A 14,990-nucleotide genomic window follows, 5' to 3' on the forward strand; every position below is an offset into this window, starting at 1 on the left:
AGGGTGAGGCTTGCGGCGGCACCACAATCAGCGCAGTTTCTGTCTCCACTGATCCTCAGGTCCTGTTTTCAGATCTGGGATTGGGTGAACCCTTGTTGGAAGCACTCCAGGCCAAGGGCTACTCCCACCCATCCCCGATTCAGGCGCAGGCGATTCCGGCAGTGATCGATGGCAGGGATGTGATGGCAGCTGCACAAACGGGTACGGGGAAGACAGCTGGTTTCACCCTGCCGGTGCTGGAGAGATTGCGCCATGGCAAGCGCGCAGGACGGGCCCAGATTCGCGCTCTTGTGCTGACGCCCACCAGGGAACTTGCTGCTCAGGTTCTGGAGAACGTGAAGGCCTACAGCAGGCATCTGCCTCTCCGCAGCGATGTTGTGTTTGGTGGCGTGAAGGCCAACCCACAGATTGATCGCTTGCGTGGGGGGGTTGATCTGCTTGTGGCCACCCCAGGGCGCTTGCTTGATCTTCACCAACAGGGGGCTCTGCGCTTTGACCAGCTCGAATGTCTCGTGCTGGATGAAGCGGATCGCATGCTCGATATGGGCTTCATCCATGACATCCGACGCCTGATCAGGCTGATGCCTGTGAAGCGTCAAACGCTTCTGTTTTCCGCCACGTTCAGTGCGCCGATCCGCAAGTTGGCATCTGGCCTGCTCCATGATCCTGTGCATCTTCAGGTCACGCCTGAAAATCAAACGGCGCGATCGGTGGAGCAAGTGGTGCACCCCTGCGACATGGCGCGCAAGAGCGATTTGTTAAGCCACCTCATTCGCACGGGCGAATGGCGTCAGGTGCTTGTGTTTTCACGCACGAAGCATGGCGCCAATCGGGTGGCCGACCGTCTCAACAAGGAGGGGCTTGCGGCGGCAGCCATCCATGGCAACAAGAGTCAGGGGGCGCGAACCCGTGCCTTGCAGGGTTTCAAGCAGGGAAGCGTCCGCGTGCTTGTTGCCACGGATATCGCCGCCAGAGGCATTGATATCCAGCAGCTCCCCCATGTTGTGAACCTCGATCTGCCGAATGTGGCAGAAGACTATGTGCATCGCATCGGCCGCACCGGCCGTGCCGGGGAAACGGGGCATGCCGTGTCCCTTGTGGCCGCCGAAGAAGCGCTACTGCTGAAAGCGATCGAGCGGCTGACGGGAGAAGAGCTGACGCGTCAGACCGTTGATGGCTTTGAGCCCACCGTGCTCAAAGCTCCCCCCCTGGATCTCAGCGGAGGCCGCAGGCGCTCACCTGGGAAACCCAGAGCGCGCAGGGCACCCTCACCCGTTCGTGGTCGTCATCGTTAAGGCTTCGCGGCCAGCCCCAAGATGTCTCCAGGCTGCGCTTGCAATTGTTGGATGAGAGCCTGGCCATGGCTGCGAGCTTTCCCTTCCAGTTGGGCTTCGCGAATCAGAATTGGGCAGCCATGGGTACTGACCACCAGTCCTGAATCGGCGCTGTGAAGCACCTGGCCGGGGGGATGCGCACCGGTGTTCCAACGCCCGACCAAGGCCCGCGCCTCATCAGACAAGTCATCGGCAAGACGTTCGATCAGGGGTTCTGTTGCCAGCACTTTCAGGCGCCGGTCTTTCCAGACCGTCACAGCTCCTGGATACAGACCCATCACCTTCCGATGAATCGTCAGGGCGGAATCACCCCAGTTCAATTGAAAGTCTTCTTTGCTCAGCATGCGGGCGTAGGTGCCCTCCTCTGGCTGATGGCGCACCTGGAGGCGCGACCATCGCTCCGCCTCGAGTCCTGGGCCTGCCGCCTCAATGGCAGGCATGGCTTGCAGCATCAGATCAGCAGTGAGCCTGCTGAGTCGCTCTCCCAGTTGATGGGCATTCTCGAGAAGGTTGATCGACAACCGTTGCTCCAGGAGTACGGGCCCTGTGTCCAACCCCTCCTCCATGGCCATGATCCCCACGCCGGTTTCTGGGTCTCCTTCAAGGATTGACCATTGAATCGGGCCCGCCCCTCGCCAACGGGGGAGCAGAGACCCATGCCCGTTCCAGCATCCCAAAGGCGGATGTTGAAGGATGTCCTTGGGCAGGATCTGGCCGAAGGCAACCACGACAGACACATCGGCATCCAGAGCATTGAGCTGTTGCTGACAGTCCAGGTCTCGTCGAATCCTCTCCGGGGTGAACACTGGGCAGCCGAGCTCCTGCGCCCTGGCCTTTACAGGCGAAGGCATCAATTGCTTACCCCGCCCACGGCGCCGATCGGGTTGGGTCACCACACCGACGATTTGATGCCCGGCTTCATGGAGTGTGTCGAGGGTTGGTACGGCGTAGGCCGGTGTGCCCCAGAACAGGATCTTCAAAGCCAAAGCGGTCGTGCGGTGAGTGACTCAGGCTTCGCCGGTGATGGCGAGACCATCCACCCATACATGGGGACACACCCCTTCATGGGTGACGATTGGATCGGCTTCGATCTGAACGATGGATCGAAGGAGCTCTCGGATGTCGCCAGCAACCGTTGCTGCCTCAACGGAAATGCGCTCACCTCCATTCACCAGCCAGCCGTCGAAGGGGAGAGAAAACGAACCCTGACTGGCCTTGACGCCGGCATGGAGAGCGTTGAGGCTCTCAATCAGCACGAAGGAGTCGCTGGTTGTGCGGTGATCTAGTTGATCGCCTGGGAGCGTGGCCCCTTCACTGCGATGCACCTCAAACCAGTCGGGACCGACGGACACCTTGGCGCCCAAACCGGCATGACCGGTGGGTTGCACACCGAAAGCACGAGCGGTGGCTTCCGAGTGCAGAAAACTCTCCAAACGACCATCACCGATCAAGCGCAAGGCTCGGGTTGGTGTTCCCTCTCCATCAAATGGCATCGCTCCCACATGGGCGGGGTGAAGACCGTTGTCAATCAAGTTGAAGAAGGGAACGGCCAGTTGCTGGCCGATGGTGTCGGGCTTGCTCAGGCTCACACCGTCCAGAACGGCGCGGGCATTGAACATGCTGCTGAAGGATCCGATGAGATCGAGAAAGGCTTCAGGTGTGAAGCACACCAGATAGCGACCCGTATCAATCGGTTTGTAGTTGAGATGGCTGATGGTGCGCTCGGCAGCCTCGTCGATGCATCCGTTGAGGTCCAGCTCAGCGCTGCCGAGCGCCAGTCGCACCGCTCCTCCGCTTCGGGGTTTTCGCCCTGCCTCTTCCGCGCGGGCGAACAAATAAAGGCTGGCTTGGGTGCGTTGTGCCTGCCGCAGAGCACCATCGCTGTTGAGGTAGATGCGCTCGCTGCTTCCCTCGTTGAGTCCGTTGTAGGGAACCGTTTCGATGGCGGGATGCCGACTGAGGAGTTCTTTTTCAGCTTCAAGAAGATTCTTGAGCAGGGATTGAATGCCTTCGGAGTTTTTGAGTGGTCGATCGAGAGGATCGGTGGGCGCCTTCGCCAGAGGGGAGAAGTGGGGGACGTCATCAGCGTTTCCAAAGGCGCTGGCTTGATGGGCGCCCATCAGCGCCTTTTCCAAGCCAGCATCCGACAGATCGGAGGTGCTGGTGATGCCGACCAGGCCATCCCGATTCCAAACACGCACGGTGATGGAACTGCGTTGTGAAGCCTTCAACTGTTTGGCTGCACCGCGATCTACCTGAACAGAAGCACTGTTGCTACGGCTGGCTCCAAGATCCCATTGCGTAATTCCTTCGCGCGAGGCGAGTTGGTGGAGCCGATCACGGAGAGCCGACACGTTCAGTGGTGCATGTCCCATGATCAGCGGCCTCCAACGGTGATGGAATCAACTTTGATGTGGGGTTGTCCAACGGTGACGAACACGCTTCCGCTCACGGAACCGCAATAGCCGGCTGCAAGATCGAGATCGTCGGCACACATCGAGATCCTTGGCATCACCTCTTTAGCCTCACCGATCAAGGTGGCACCTTTCACGGGCTTACCCAGGCTTCCATTTTCGATGAGATAGCCCTCTTCAACCGAAAAGTTGAACTGGCCGGTGGGACCGACACTGCCGCCTCCCATGGATTTGCAGTAGAGACCACGATCAACGGATCCGATGAGGTCATCGATGCTGTGAGGGCCGGCAGCGATATAGGTGTTGCGCATCCGACTCGCGGCAGCGAATCCATGGCTCTGACGACGTCCGCTGCCGGTGCGGGCATGGCCGGTGCGTAATTCACCGGCACGGTCACTGATGAACCGCTTCAGGACCCCATCTTCGATCAGAACGGTGCGCTGCGGTTCCATCCCTTCGTCGTCCATCGACAGGGAGCCAAAGGCTCCAACACTCAAGCCTTCATCGATGGCCGTGACGGCTGGGTGGGCAATGGATTCACCAATGCACTCCGCGAATGGTGTCGTCCCGCGTTCGATCTGGGTTGTTTCCAGCAGATGGCCGCAGGCTTCATGGAAGATCACGCCACCAAATCGGTTGGCGAGCACCACTGGCATCTGGCCTCCATCCACGTAGTCGGCGCAAAGCATCGTGGAGGCACTGCTGCACACCTCCTGCGCAGACGCCTCGATCGCCCAGTCGCAGAGATCATTCGGTTTGTCGGTGCTTCCGTAGCGGCGCGCGATGCTGGCGCGGTGGTCACCATCGGCAGCCAGCACACTGAGACCACTGGATTGGTGCAGCCTGATGTCTCGGGCGAAGGTTCCGTCGCTTGCTGCGACAAGCACTTCCTGCCAATCACGGGAGAAGCTGCTGCGCCGCACGTCGAGGTGCTGACCAAGACGTTCCAGGCATTGCGTGCCTTCAAGCAGTCGCTGGGTGATCACATCGAGGTTGGGTGTGCGATCCAACCAATCGTGCTTGGTTGCTGCGAAATTTTTCAGAGCGCTGAGACCCTGAAATGCGCTGGAGCCAGAGAGAGTGGAACGTTCCAGTTGAAGCATGGCCAAAGCCTGATCTAGTGCTTCGGCCAAACCAGCGTCACTGAGATCGTTGGTGCTAACGAAACCATCACGCACACCCCTGAATACCCGGATGCCGGCCCCCATGCCGAAGGCCGGAGAAACGCTGGTGATCGTGTCTTGCTCGGCGAGCACACCCAGGTGGTCGGTGCGCTCGAGGAAGACCTCAACGAGATCGGCGCCGGCTCCCAAGCCGGCGTTCAGAAGGGTGTTGAGACGCTGTTCCCAAGGCGTACAACTGGGATCAAGGTTGAGAATCCCAGCTGCGGAGATCGTGTTGGATTGCATCAGCGCACGCTGGGCTGAAATGACTCGCTGCGCACGGGTGCCATCAGGAAGAGCGACGCCATCTGCGCCCCGTTGGCGATCCAGTGGGGAAGTTTCCGCAACACTTTGATCGGTGCAGGTGAAGCACTGGCATCAACGGCATCCAGGGCTGCGTTGTTGGTCACGAGGTTCTCAAGACCGGCGTAGAACTTCGGATTTTTCACATCCAACACAACCGGGAACACCCTCGCGGTTGTTTCGTTGGTTTTGTCGATGACCAACCGGTCGTAGTCGCGCGCATCGAGACCCAGCGCTTCGTAAAACTCCTTGCGGGCGACATCGCGCACATACATGGTGGCGAAGACAGCCAACAGGAAGAAGCGGCACCAGAGGCGTGCCCGGAATCCCCGCACGGTGTCGGGTTGTGCCTTCATCAAGGCATCGAAGAAATCGCCATGGCGGTTTTCGTCCTGGCACCAGTTCTCGAAGAAATTGAAGATTGGGAAAATCTTGCTGTCGGGATTCTTCTCGAGGTGGCGGAAGATGGTGATGTAGCGCCAATAACCAATCTTTTCAGAAAGATAGGTGGCGTAGAAGATGAACTTCGGCTTGAAGAACGTGTAACTCTTGTTGGCGGTCAGGAAGCCCAAGTCGAGCTGCAAGCCGAAATCACTCATCGACTTGTTCAGGAAGCCGGCGTGACGGGCTTCGTCACGGGCCATGTGAGCAAAACACTCAGCCAGAAGGGGGTTTCTGGTTTTGATGCGACGGCTGAGTTCTTTGTACAGCAGGAAGCCTGAAAATTCTGATGTGCAGCTCTGCTCGAGGAACTCAACGAAAACACGACGGGTTTCCGGATCGAGTTTGTCTGCAGCACCCTCAAATTCGTCGTTGCGGACAAAGTGATGGCGGTTGTAGTCCTTGCGGAACTCTTCGCAGATGGCCTCCAGTTCTGCTTCGTTGGGCCGCAGATCCATTGCGGCCATGGCTTCGAAGTCCGTTGTGTAGAAGCGCGGCGTGAGGATCGTGTCTTTGGCCGGGTCCTTGACGGATACGGCTGATCCTGCTGCAGGTGCGTCGTTGACAGCGGTTGGAGGCACCATCTGTTTCGTCTAAGTGATCACCATCGTAAGTGGCACCGTGAGGTTGCCGGGGTTTCTGTGACGTGAGTCGTTCAGTTGCCCCCCAGCCATTTCTGCCCGTTGAGCCGCTGGAGCAGTCTCGATTGCAGCAGTGCGAGGGTGATTCTCTTTTCGTCGATCAGAAACGACTCCAGCAGACTGGGTTCCGTTCCCGACTCGGCTAAGGCAATGGTTTTGCCGGAGGTGATCGCATCGGATTCGAAACAGAGCCAGAACCTGCGCTCGCCGCTCAGCTCTCCTTTCACCATCCAGCAGGAACCCCCAACCACGGGTCTCTCTCCCTCAATGAGGGACAGGCTCACGGCCCTTTGACCTCGATCGTCCAGGGCTTTCGTGAGCGACGGAAGGAAGTCCTCCTGCATGAAGGAGGCAAAGGGTTTGTCCTCGAGCTTGGGTTTGGCGGCAGGTTTTGCTTTGCCTTCACCAGCGGGTTTGGTCTCGCCTTTCGGCTTGGCAGGGGTTTCGCTCACCGGATGTCGGTCACTGGCCGGACTGTAGACAGCTCCGGTGTTGCCTCACCAGTCGCCGGTTACCAGTCCTCGCTGAGGGGCTGATTCCAGTCATCTGCTGCCTCTGCGTTGGATGCTCCAGTGGTCGTGGTCGTGGTCGTGGTCGTTTCCGGAGCCGACGCAGTCACGGTTTCGGCTTTGGAGCCGCCCCGCCGGATCACGCGAAAGGGCACCGAGACCGTCGGCGCCGGATCGCGCACATCCCGCTCAGGCCACGTGACGGTCGCAGCATCGGAAGGAGACGTGGGAGGTTCAATCGGTTCTGAATGCTCAGGTGGCCATGCGAACGGTCGTCGAACTTCGCGCTGCAGCGTTGGTGCTTGAGGCGTTGCTGCCAAGGCTCCTCCTGAGCCCAATGCAGCGCCTGTTGCGGCGGCAATGGCCATCCAGGCTCCAATGGGCAGGGTGGGTAATTGCCAGGTGAGGATTCGTAGCGTTCCTCCCTTTCCGAGATTCAGCCCTGCCACCAGCAAGGTGAGCAGCAAAGGGGACAGGCAGGGAATCAGCAGCAGCCGTTGCAAAGGGGTCATGGGCGTCGTCCCTGCCAACGGTTCTGGTCTGTTAGCGACTCGCCCAGGCCATCAAACAGACGCATGACGAGAAAATCGATCATGTCATCGAGGGACTCCGGCTGGGTGTACCAAGCTGGAATGGGCGGCGCAATCCTGGCTCCAGCTTCTGCAAGCGTTGTGAGGTTGCGCAGGTGTATCAAGTTCCACGGCATTTCCCTCGGGGCAATCACGAGGGGTCTGCCTTCCTTGAGGTGCACATCGGCACTGCGCTCAAGAAGATCCCCTGCCAATCCAGCCGCCAGACGCCCCACGGTTCCCATCGAGCAGGGAACAACCACCATTCCCCTGGTCACCACACTGCCACTGGCCACCACCGCGGCTTGATCATCCCAGCGATGACAGACCAGTTCGCCGCTTTGCACATCGAGATGGTCACGCCAGAACCGTTGCTGCTGATCGGGGTCCACCGGAACGGCGATGCCCCGTTCAGCTCTCCAAACTTCATGGGCTCCCCGGCTCACGATCACGTGCACGCTGTGACCCCCGCGGAGAAGCCATTGCAGGCTGCGTTCAGCGAGTTGTTGGGCCGATGCGCCGCTGATGCCGATCACGAACGGATCGCTCATGAGTCTGAGACGGCCACAGGCAGGGGTGCTGCCTGCTCGTCAGACTCTTCCGCGGGCACCACTTCAAGGTCGATCTGGTTGCGCAGCACATCCACTTTCAACACCTTCACCTTCACTTCATCGCCGAGCTGATAAACCCTGCGACTGCGTCGTCCGACGAGTCGATTTTGGCGCGAACGGTATTCGTACCAGTCGTCATTCAATGAGCTCACATGCACTAACCCCTCCACCATCGATGGAGGGATCTCCACAAAAAACCCATAACTCTGCACACCGCTGATCACTCCGGTTTGCTCCTGATTCACCATGGGTTCAGCGCTTCTGGCTTGCGCCATGGCGACCACGTCTTTGCGCAGCTCTGACACCTGCCGGCGGCGTGTGTTCAAGCGCTGGATGATGCGCTCCCGAAACAGCTCTGACAGTTTTTGATCCTGCGAGGCCGTGAACAGCGGCCAGGTGATCTGATCGCCTGCTCCTCGAGACCCAATCCCCACCTTGGTTTTGTGCCGCACGCTTGGACGGTCCTTGCCTTCATTGAGCAATTGACAAAGAACCTGTTGATTCAAAAGATCGGCGTAATGCAGCGTTGGGCAACACCAGGGAGCCAGGGATTGAGCGCCAACCGAACCGGGACTCTCCGCTCGGCTGGTCTGCTCGTCAACATCGTCTGATGTGGTGGTTTCAGAGTCTGGATCGGTGGTGTTGTCAGCATCGGGCTGCGGGTTTCCGGCGGTCGCAGCAGCCTCATTGAGGCGATAAAGGCTGTCAGGCAGTGCATGACGAAGCTGGAGATTGAGCACGCGGCTTGATTGACAACCGGCAACAGCCTTGGCGAGTTCATCGGCGGACGGTGTTCCGTCTTCATCGAGTTCGAGAGGAACATCCAGGGCAATGGCTGCCTTGGCCACGTCCATCAGAGCGGAGTCGTCGGCTGGGGGTGCTCCCAGCAGAACGGACGGGAGTTTCAAATCTTCGCTCTGCGCATGCCAGACCCTGTGAGCCGTGCGCAACAGCACCGCCATCACCGATTCCGGTGAGCTCGGATTCAGCGGCTCTGCCCAGTTGGCTGCATCACCATCGGGGGCCAGTGGGTTCAAATCCCCAAGCATGTCGAGCTGAGGCCTGGGCAGGTCGAGTTCGATCAAACCGGCAGATCGTTCGCTTTCATGAGCACTCTTGGCACTGAAAATCAAAGTTTCCAGTTGGCTGATCTGCTCTTTGATCGCTTTCAAGGCCGCTGGAATCGCCCTTGATTTCGGTTTGCGTCCTGCGAGAGCTTCCAGATGTGTTTGGGTGATCTCTGCAACCGGACGGATTCTGGTTAGGGAGAAGTCCCAATCCTTCCATTCACCGTCAGCACTGAGATCCAGCCGAAGCGTGACCGCATCCTGCACTTCGTCAACGCGAAATGCGCTGGCCTTTGTCAAGGCAGGGCTCAGAAGCGGCAACCAATGTTGGCCGAGGCAGATACTCTCCGATTGATTCAACAGCCACTGGTCGAGACTGTTTCCAGGGGCCAGCCGTTCGGCGACTGCCGGAGCATGGATCCAAAGGCGCGTCCCTCCTTCGTGGGGAATGACGTGCAGTGCCGGCAGGGAGACAGCGTCGGTTGCAGACCAGCCTGTGAGCAGGAGTGCAGGTTGATCTGTGCAGTCCACTCGCTTTTTGGCTGCCGGTGCCTTCAGCGAAGCGCGAGGTGGGGTGGGCCGCTGATGGAAATTAGCTTTCGTCAACATCAGGTCCCGATCCGCTTCGGGGCCGCCATTGAGAGGCAGGGAGCGGGAGACATGGCCCTGGGCTGAGAACTGGGCGACGGGATAGCGGTCAAGAATGACCTCGGCAACCGCTTCATTCGCGGGTGTGTCCGCATGGCCTGCATCCTCGGAGGCAAGCTCGATGGTCGCCAGAATCCTGTCGTCGAGGGGGATCGCCACCAGCTTGTCCTCTTGCTGTTCCACGACCGCAAGCAGACTCGTGGTGGCCCGTTCCAGGATGCATTGCACACCTCCTTCTGGAGACCGACGGCGACCCCCTTCCCGGGTGATGCGCACCAAAACGCGATCACCGTTCCAGGCGTGATTCAACTGATGGTCGCGGATGTAGATGTCATCACCGCCGTCATCGCGGATTGCAAAACAAAAGCCTTTGCTACTGCAACGCAGGCGGGCTTCCACCAGGTCGTCAGTGATGCAGCGTTGAACCGCTCCGCTGTCATCGGTGCTCAGGATCCCAAGACGTGAGAGCGCCTGCAGTGCCAGCCCCAGAGACTGCTTTTCCGTTCGATTCGACAGCCTTAGGATCTTCTCGAGTTTTGCTGGGTCCAGGGATCCATCAGCGGGAACCTGGTCGAGCAGATCGGCGACCGTGAATTTCATCAGAACGGAATCGGGAACCGGCCTTCAGGACCGGGAGAGAAACAATGCAGGCTCGCAAGCAGCGGGGGATGCGTGCCCTTCTTGATCTTTTGGATCTTACGAGCCGATGCCTTGCTGGGGTGTGGGTCAGTCCTGTTCCGGGATGATGCTGCCGTCCGTTTTCAGCATCGGCCAGAGAAGACGCAGTCCGATGACCAGGAAGCCGATGGAGGCCAAGAGCTGAAGCCAATCGGCGGGAATCACTGCCGACAGAGAGCCTCCCGCGACCGCTCCGATCAGGCTTGCAATCACCAGGGCGCTGGATGATCCCAGAAACACCGCAAGTGGCCGATCCGATGTGCCGCTGATCGCAACCGTTGCCAACTGCGTTTTGTCGCCGAGTTCAGCCAGAAACACGGTGACGAAGGTTGAGAGCAGCAGCGTGATGTTCATCGATGGGTTGGCGCGATGGATCGGAGAGTTGAGCGTTCTCGGTCTCGCTCAGAGCAGATGGCCGTGCAGCACTGATTGCAAAGCCTGAGATCCGAGCCACAGACCCAGTCCAACCATCAGCAAGCCAGCCATTTGTTCCAGGCGTTCGGGTTGCAGGACCGACGAAAGCCAGCGGCCGACGAGCACTCCTACCAGGCTGGAACAAATCAGTGCCAGAGCGGCACCACCGAAGACCAGCCAAGGCTGTCCCGATTCAGCGGAGAGCAACAGCGTTGCCAACTGGGTCTTATCGCCCAGTTCCGCCAGGAACACGGTGGTGAACGTACTCACCAGAACGGTTGTGAACCCTGGACGCTGAGAGCTTCCGGCGTCGGTCATCGCGATGGAGGCGTGGATCGAATCAGCCGTTCGAACTTACGCAGTTCCAGACTGCGTCCGCCGTGAACCGATCGAATCTGCTGGCGGCAGCAAGCGATGGCGAAGGCATCAGCGCGGTCTTCAGGAATGTTGAAAAGGCTGCAGAGGCTCGCGACACGACAGAAATCCGGGCGCTCGGCGTAGATCCGACAACGTCTGGCACCGCTGTCGAAGTGAATGCACCACCCATCGGGCCCAACCATGGCGAGATATTGGCTCTGCTGTTCAGGTGTCAGGGCTTCGATCGCTTCCTGACGTTCCTCCGGGGCAAGCCTGCAACAAGCTCCGCAATGCTGCAGACAGGCCCAGTTCTGGGAGTGACGACTCATGATGGCGGTCCGTTTTTGGGTTGCTTTCACCCCGAGCTGTGACGCGTGTTGCTGTGACAAGCCGTCACAGAGACCAGGACGGATTGAAGTGTTTCTGGCGGGAGGCTCGTAGCCTGGCGGCGGCAAACTGTTGCTTACCTGCTTTCGACCCATGGGAATCGATTTCCACCTGATCGCCAATTTCGGCGCACTGGCCTTGATCACCCTGGCTGGCCCGGCAGTGATCTTTATCCTCTTCTACCGCCGCGGCGCACTCTGATTCTTGAGCTTGCTCAAGCCGTGGTACACCGGGTCCCTGCACACCAGGCGCCCGGTGTAGGAGGCCAGAACAGCTGCAAGCACCACCCCGGCGAACAATTGCTGATCTCCAGCGAGACGCCACGCGAAAATGATGGAGACCAGAGGGAGTTGGGTTGCTCCTGAGAGTCCTGCAGCCAGACCCAATCCGATCCCCAATTGACCGCTGTAACCAGCGATTGCGCAGACGGTGTAGCCCAGCACAGCGCCGAAGGTGAGGGATGGATCGATCAAGCCACCTGGAACGCCAGGGCTGAGAGCCAGCATCGGAGCGATCACTCGCACAACGGTGATCCAAAGGCTGGTGAAGCCTGTTAACCACTGACTCTCGTTTTCAACCGGATTGGGCATGCCCTGCTCAATCAGCTGCCTCACCAGCGATTCACCATCAGAGGTGGATGTTCCCCAGCTCATCAGAGCCAGCAGGCTCAAACCGCCTCCGAGATAGAGGCCTGTGCGCAGGGGCCGTTGCCTTACCGACGTCGACAGCCGCTGGGTGAGCCAGACAAGCCCCTTGTTAAACAGACCGCCAACAACACCTGCGACAAGACCAACCGGGATCGCCATCATCAGCTGTTCCCACTCCGGTGTCACGATGTTGAGAACGCCAAGGCCGAACATCGGTTGTCCACCGATGTTCGACAGTCCTGCTGCCGCAACGCTGATCACGAGAGCAGGCCAGATGGTGACGATGGCGTAATCAGCCGTGAGCTCCTCCAGCATGAAAACGGCCCCGAGCAAAGGCGTGTTGAAGCCCCCGGCCAGGCCGGCACCTCCGCCGATGGCCACCATCTGCCGTTCGCTCAGCGACGGCAGCCATCCCTTGAAACGCCGATGGCAGGCTCTGGCCACGGCAGCACCGAACTGCACAACAGGTCCTTCCCTGCCCAGGGGAAACATGGCCACGGTGGCGATCGACCAAAGAAGGCCCCGTTGCACCGTTCCTGGAGCTGCCATCGCCCGCGGCAGCAGCGACGGATCTTTCAATCCATTCATCGTGGAGGGAATGCCAGACCCTGCTCCCTCATGCCATGGACCTCGCTGCAGCAGCAGGAGAACAGGCATCACGACCAGCGGCGCCAGTGCCACAAGAACACCGGGCAACGTCCATGGACTGGCTGCATTCGTTGGCAGCAAGACATACAACCGTTCCTGAATGCGGTCCACCAGGTTGAGTGGCAGACAGGCGACGCCGATCAGCACGCCAACGATCACCAGGCTGATGAAATGACGTGCGATGTCCCCCAACTGGCGTTGGGAGGGCAAAGTTCCTGGAATCAGTCCGCTTTCCTGGCGACGATCCGGACTCATGGGCAAAGGCCGAGACCCACGCAGGCCTCTTGCAGCAGACCCGCAACGTAGGGGTGCTGGGCCCGGCTGTCGTCACTCTCCAGCACACCGATGGCGTTGATTGTGCAGATCATGGACTCACCGGCAGGGTTCAGCACTTGCAGGGCCTTCGGGCCGACACGCTCCATCCTGTAGATGCCAGCTCCGCGTTTGAGTTCCATCACGGCATGATGCGTGCGCAGGGCCTGCACCTCCAGCTGAAAACGGGTTTCTCCACGCCAGTGATTCTGGGTGAGTCGGTAGGCCAGATCAATCGTCTGCGCAATCGCAGTGGCAGCTGGCCAGCGCCAGATGATCGCCTGACGTTCCGTGCCGTTCTGCTCCAGGGTCAAGCGTCGATGCCCACCGCGCAGCGACTGTTGATCGGCAACACGGCACCCCCTCGACCAGAACAACGGCTTGGGATGACCTGCGCCGAAGGGTTCCAGCTTCTGCAGGCCTGCCCAAAGGTCATGGTTGATCTCCTCGAGGGTCAGCAGGGCCTCCGGTTCCACCAGCAAGCCCTCCCCCCTCTGCTCGATCCAGGTTGCGGCCAGCTCGTTAAGACCGGCGTGGAGCTCCGTCACGGCTGAGGCGTGAACCGTGAAGCCTCCCGCTGCAGGGTGGCCTCCAAAGCGTTCCAGCAGATGACCGCAGTGCTTGAGCGCTTCATCCACGGCAAACCCCTCGGGGGCACGGACGGATGCCCGCATCAAACCATCCCCATCCGCCGCCAGCAGGGCCGCCGGCCTCTGATAGCGCTCAACCAAACGGGCGGCCACGATTCCAATGACGCCGTGATGCCAATGGCCCTGTGCCAAGAGCAGGAAGGGCGGCAGGGGGGATGGATCACTCTCCAGCAAGGCAATCGCTTCCGCTTCGATGGCATCGCAGAGCTCGCGGCGTTGGCGGTTGAGAACATCGCAGCGTCGCCCCAGTTCGTAGGCCTGGTCTTGATCCTCTGCGGTCAGAAGGTCCACCACCAGCACAGGATCCCCGATGCGGCCGACCGCATTGATCCTCGGTGCCAGCTGGAAACCAATGTCATCGGCGACGAGGGGACGTTCCCCTAGACCAGCCAGTTGCTGCAGGGCCTGCACACCCGGACAGCGGCTGCGGTGCAGGTGTTTCAACCCTTCCTTCAGCAGGCTGCGGTTGGCACCTGTCAGGGGTGCCATGTCCGCGACGGTGCCGATGCAAAAGAGATCCCGGGAGCTGGCAATCGCTTCGGGCCGGTTCATCTCTAACGCCAGGGTGCGCGCCACGATGTAGGCAAGCCCGACCCCCGCAAGACCTTGATAGGGCGAGTCTTCAGGGGTTGTGGCCGGATGAATCAGGGCCATGGCCTTCGGCGGCTGATCCGGAAGGGTGTGGTGGTCCGTGAGAATCACATCCACCGCGAGGTCATCGGCACGCTGCAGTGCTTCCGTTGCGGCAACACCGTTGTCGACGGTGATCAGGAGCCTGATGCCTTTCGCATGCAGCTGTTCCACCATCCCCGGGTTTAACCCGTAGCCGTCATCCATCCGGCTTGGAATGGCTGCTTTCGGATTGGCACCAAGCACGCGAAAGGCCCGCAGCAGCAGGGCGGTGCTGGTCATGCCGTCAGCGTCGTAATCACCGCAAACGGCCAGAGATTCACCTGTCTGGCATGCCGTTTTTAAGCGCGCTATTGCTGCTGCGAGCTGGGGAAAGTGGTCGTGGGGAGAGGGCGGTGCCTGATCGCTCAGGAGCACTTCCACGTCTGCGCTCGTCGACATGCCGCGCCGTACAAGCACAGCTCTGAGTGGTTCAGGTAAAGCAAGACCTTCGAGGGGGAGGCCAGCGATGGGCCGCGGTAAGCGCCACTGCTGCTGACGGGCGACCTCCACCATCCCTCTCCTCCG

15 protein-coding genes are annotated in these 14,990 nt (G+C 59.9%); 2 read left to right on the plus strand and 13 right to left on the minus strand.

The genetic code is table 11. The features are described 5' to 3' along the window. Positions 1 to 80 precede the first annotated feature (80 nt). Positions 81 to 1,295: a DEAD/DEAH box helicase gene (locus SynBMKMC1_RS06300; RefSeq protein ID WP_255486345.1), complete on the plus strand. Its 1,215-nt coding sequence runs from the start codon at positions 81 to 83 to the stop codon at positions 1,293 to 1,295. Here SynBMKMC1_RS06300 and fmt read toward each other — a convergent pair. From fmt to SynBMKMC1_RS06355, 11 genes are all read right to left on the minus strand, one after another. Beyond that, on the minus strand, positions 1,292 to 2,314 hold the full coding sequence (gene fmt, locus SynBMKMC1_RS06305; RefSeq protein ID WP_186473356.1) for a methionyl-tRNA formyltransferase: 1,023 nt from the start codon (positions 2,312 to 2,314) through the stop codon (positions 1,292 to 1,294). The two genes, SynBMKMC1_RS06300 and fmt, sit on opposite strands and share 4 nt — an antisense overlap. Before the next feature lie 27 nt (positions 2,315 to 2,341). Continuing rightward, positions 2,342 to 3,709 (minus strand): TldD/PmbA family protein, encoded by a 1,368-nt coding sequence (locus tag SynBMKMC1_RS06310; protein ID WP_186473108.1) that lies wholly within the window; start codon positions 3,707 to 3,709, stop codon positions 2,342 to 2,344. A 2-nt stretch (positions 3,710 to 3,711) separates the two neighbouring features. Next, complete coding sequence (locus tag SynBMKMC1_RS06315) at positions 3,712 to 5,157, minus strand: TldD/PmbA family protein (RefSeq protein ID WP_186473109.1); 1,446 nt, start codon at positions 5,155 to 5,157, stop codon at positions 3,712 to 3,714. Then, on the minus strand, positions 5,157 to 6,239 hold the full coding sequence (gene acsF / locus SynBMKMC1_RS06320; RefSeq protein WP_186473110.1) for a magnesium-protoporphyrin IX monomethyl ester (oxidative) cyclase: 1,083 nt from the start codon (positions 6,237 to 6,239) through the stop codon (positions 5,157 to 5,159). Before acsF ends, SynBMKMC1_RS06315 begins: the two co-directional genes overlap by 1 nt. A 71-nt stretch (positions 6,240 to 6,310) precedes the next feature. Further along, positions 6,311 to 6,748 carry a DUF2996 domain-containing protein gene (locus tag SynBMKMC1_RS06325; RefSeq protein WP_186473111.1) on the minus strand — a complete coding sequence of 146 codons (438 nt, stop codon included), beginning with the start codon at positions 6,746 to 6,748 and terminating at the stop codon, positions 6,311 to 6,313. Between the two features lie 59 nt (positions 6,749 to 6,807). Then, positions 6,808 to 7,317 carry a hypothetical protein gene (locus tag SynBMKMC1_RS06330; protein WP_186473112.1) on the minus strand — a complete coding sequence of 170 codons (510 nt, stop codon included), beginning with the start codon at positions 7,315 to 7,317 and terminating at the stop codon, positions 6,808 to 6,810. Beyond that, positions 7,314 to 7,925, minus strand: coding sequence for a flavin prenyltransferase UbiX (locus SynBMKMC1_RS06335; RefSeq protein WP_186473113.1), 612 nt, complete (start codon positions 7,923 to 7,925; stop codon positions 7,314 to 7,316). Before SynBMKMC1_RS06335 ends, SynBMKMC1_RS06330 begins: the two co-directional genes overlap by 4 nt. Further along, positions 7,922 to 10,300 carry an RNB domain-containing ribonuclease gene (locus SynBMKMC1_RS06340; RefSeq protein WP_186473114.1) on the minus strand — a complete coding sequence of 793 codons (2,379 nt, stop codon included), beginning with the start codon at positions 10,298 to 10,300 and terminating at the stop codon, positions 7,922 to 7,924. Before SynBMKMC1_RS06340 ends, SynBMKMC1_RS06335 begins: the two co-directional genes overlap by 4 nt. 126 nt (positions 10,301 to 10,426) lie before the next feature. Continuing rightward, a complete protein-coding gene (locus tag SynBMKMC1_RS06345) occupies positions 10,427 to 10,732 on the minus strand; it encodes a TMEM165/GDT1 family protein (protein WP_011933015.1) in 306 nt (101 codons plus the stop codon). A gap of 48 nt (positions 10,733 to 10,780) precedes the next feature. Next, a complete protein-coding gene (locus SynBMKMC1_RS06350) occupies positions 10,781 to 11,110 on the minus strand; it encodes a TMEM165/GDT1 family protein (RefSeq protein ID WP_011933016.1) in 330 nt (109 codons plus the stop codon). Further along, complete coding sequence (locus SynBMKMC1_RS06355) at positions 11,107 to 11,478, minus strand: YkgJ family cysteine cluster protein (RefSeq protein WP_186473115.1); 372 nt, start codon at positions 11,476 to 11,478, stop codon at positions 11,107 to 11,109. The genes SynBMKMC1_RS06350 and SynBMKMC1_RS06355 overlap by 4 nt, the downstream gene beginning before the upstream one ends. A 130-nt stretch (positions 11,479 to 11,608) precedes the next feature. On the opposite strand from SynBMKMC1_RS06355, the gene psb30 reads away from it, so the two are divergent. Further along, the gene (gene psb30 / locus SynBMKMC1_RS06360; RefSeq protein WP_255486347.1) at positions 11,609 to 11,737 is read left to right on the plus strand and encodes a photosystem II reaction center protein Ycf12/Psb30; all 129 of its coding nucleotides are present in this window, start codon (positions 11,609 to 11,611) and stop codon (positions 11,735 to 11,737) included. Here the strand turns inward: psb30 and SynBMKMC1_RS06365 are convergent. Together SynBMKMC1_RS06365 and recJ are read right to left on the minus strand one after the other, a co-directional pair. Beyond that, complete coding sequence (locus SynBMKMC1_RS06365; RefSeq protein ID WP_186473116.1) at positions 11,716 to 13,086, minus strand: chloride channel protein; 1,371 nt, start codon at positions 13,084 to 13,086, stop codon at positions 11,716 to 11,718. The two genes, psb30 and SynBMKMC1_RS06365, sit on opposite strands and share 22 nt — an antisense overlap. After that, the gene (recJ, locus tag SynBMKMC1_RS06370; protein ID WP_186473117.1) at positions 13,083 to 14,978 is read right to left on the minus strand and encodes a single-stranded-DNA-specific exonuclease RecJ; all 1,896 of its coding nucleotides are present in this window, start codon (positions 14,976 to 14,978) and stop codon (positions 13,083 to 13,085) included. The genes SynBMKMC1_RS06365 and recJ overlap by 4 nt, the downstream gene beginning before the upstream one ends. Positions 14,979 to 14,990 lie beyond the last annotated feature (12 nt).

This window comes from Synechococcus sp. BMK-MC-1 (assembly GCF_014279955.1).
Lineage (GTDB): Bacteria > Cyanobacteriota > Cyanobacteriia > PCC-6307 > Cyanobiaceae > Synechococcus_C.

Coding starts and splice junctions, on each gene's coding strand:
- SynBMKMC1_RS06355 (WP_186473115.1), bottom strand. CDS start 11,478: ATGAGTCGTCACTCCCAGAACTGGGCCTGTCTGCAGCATTGCGGAGCT.
- SynBMKMC1_RS06335 (WP_186473113.1), bottom strand. CDS start 7,925: ATGAGCGATCCGTTCGTGATCGGCATCAGCGGCGCATCGGCCCAACAA.
- acsF (WP_186473110.1), bottom strand. CDS start 6,239: ATGGTGCCTCCAACCGCTGTCAACGACGCACCTGCAGCAGGATCAGCC.
- SynBMKMC1_RS06350 (WP_011933016.1), bottom strand. CDS start 11,110: ATGACCGACGCCGGAAGCTCTCAGCGTCCAGGGTTCACAACCGTTCTG.
- SynBMKMC1_RS06310 (WP_186473108.1), bottom strand. CDS start 3,709: ATGGGACATGCACCACTGAACGTGTCGGCTCTCCGTGATCGGCTCCAC.
- SynBMKMC1_RS06330 (WP_186473112.1), bottom strand. CDS start 7,317: ATGACCCCTTTGCAACGGCTGCTGCTGATTCCCTGCCTGTCCCCTTTG.
- SynBMKMC1_RS06345 (WP_011933015.1), bottom strand. CDS start 10,732: ATGAACATCACGCTGCTGCTCTCAACCTTCGTCACCGTGTTTCTGGCT.
- recJ (WP_186473117.1), bottom strand. CDS start 14,978: ATGGTGGAGGTCGCCCGTCAGCAGCAGTGGCGCTTACCGCGGCCCATC.
- SynBMKMC1_RS06315 (WP_186473109.1), bottom strand. CDS start 5,157: ATGCAATCCAACACGATCTCCGCAGCTGGGATTCTCAACCTTGATCCC.
- SynBMKMC1_RS06340 (WP_186473114.1), bottom strand. CDS start 10,300: ATGAAATTCACGGTCGCCGATCTGCTCGACCAGGTTCCCGCTGATGGA.
- SynBMKMC1_RS06365 (WP_186473116.1), bottom strand. CDS start 13,086: ATGAGTCCGGATCGTCGCCAGGAAAGCGGACTGATTCCAGGAACTTTG.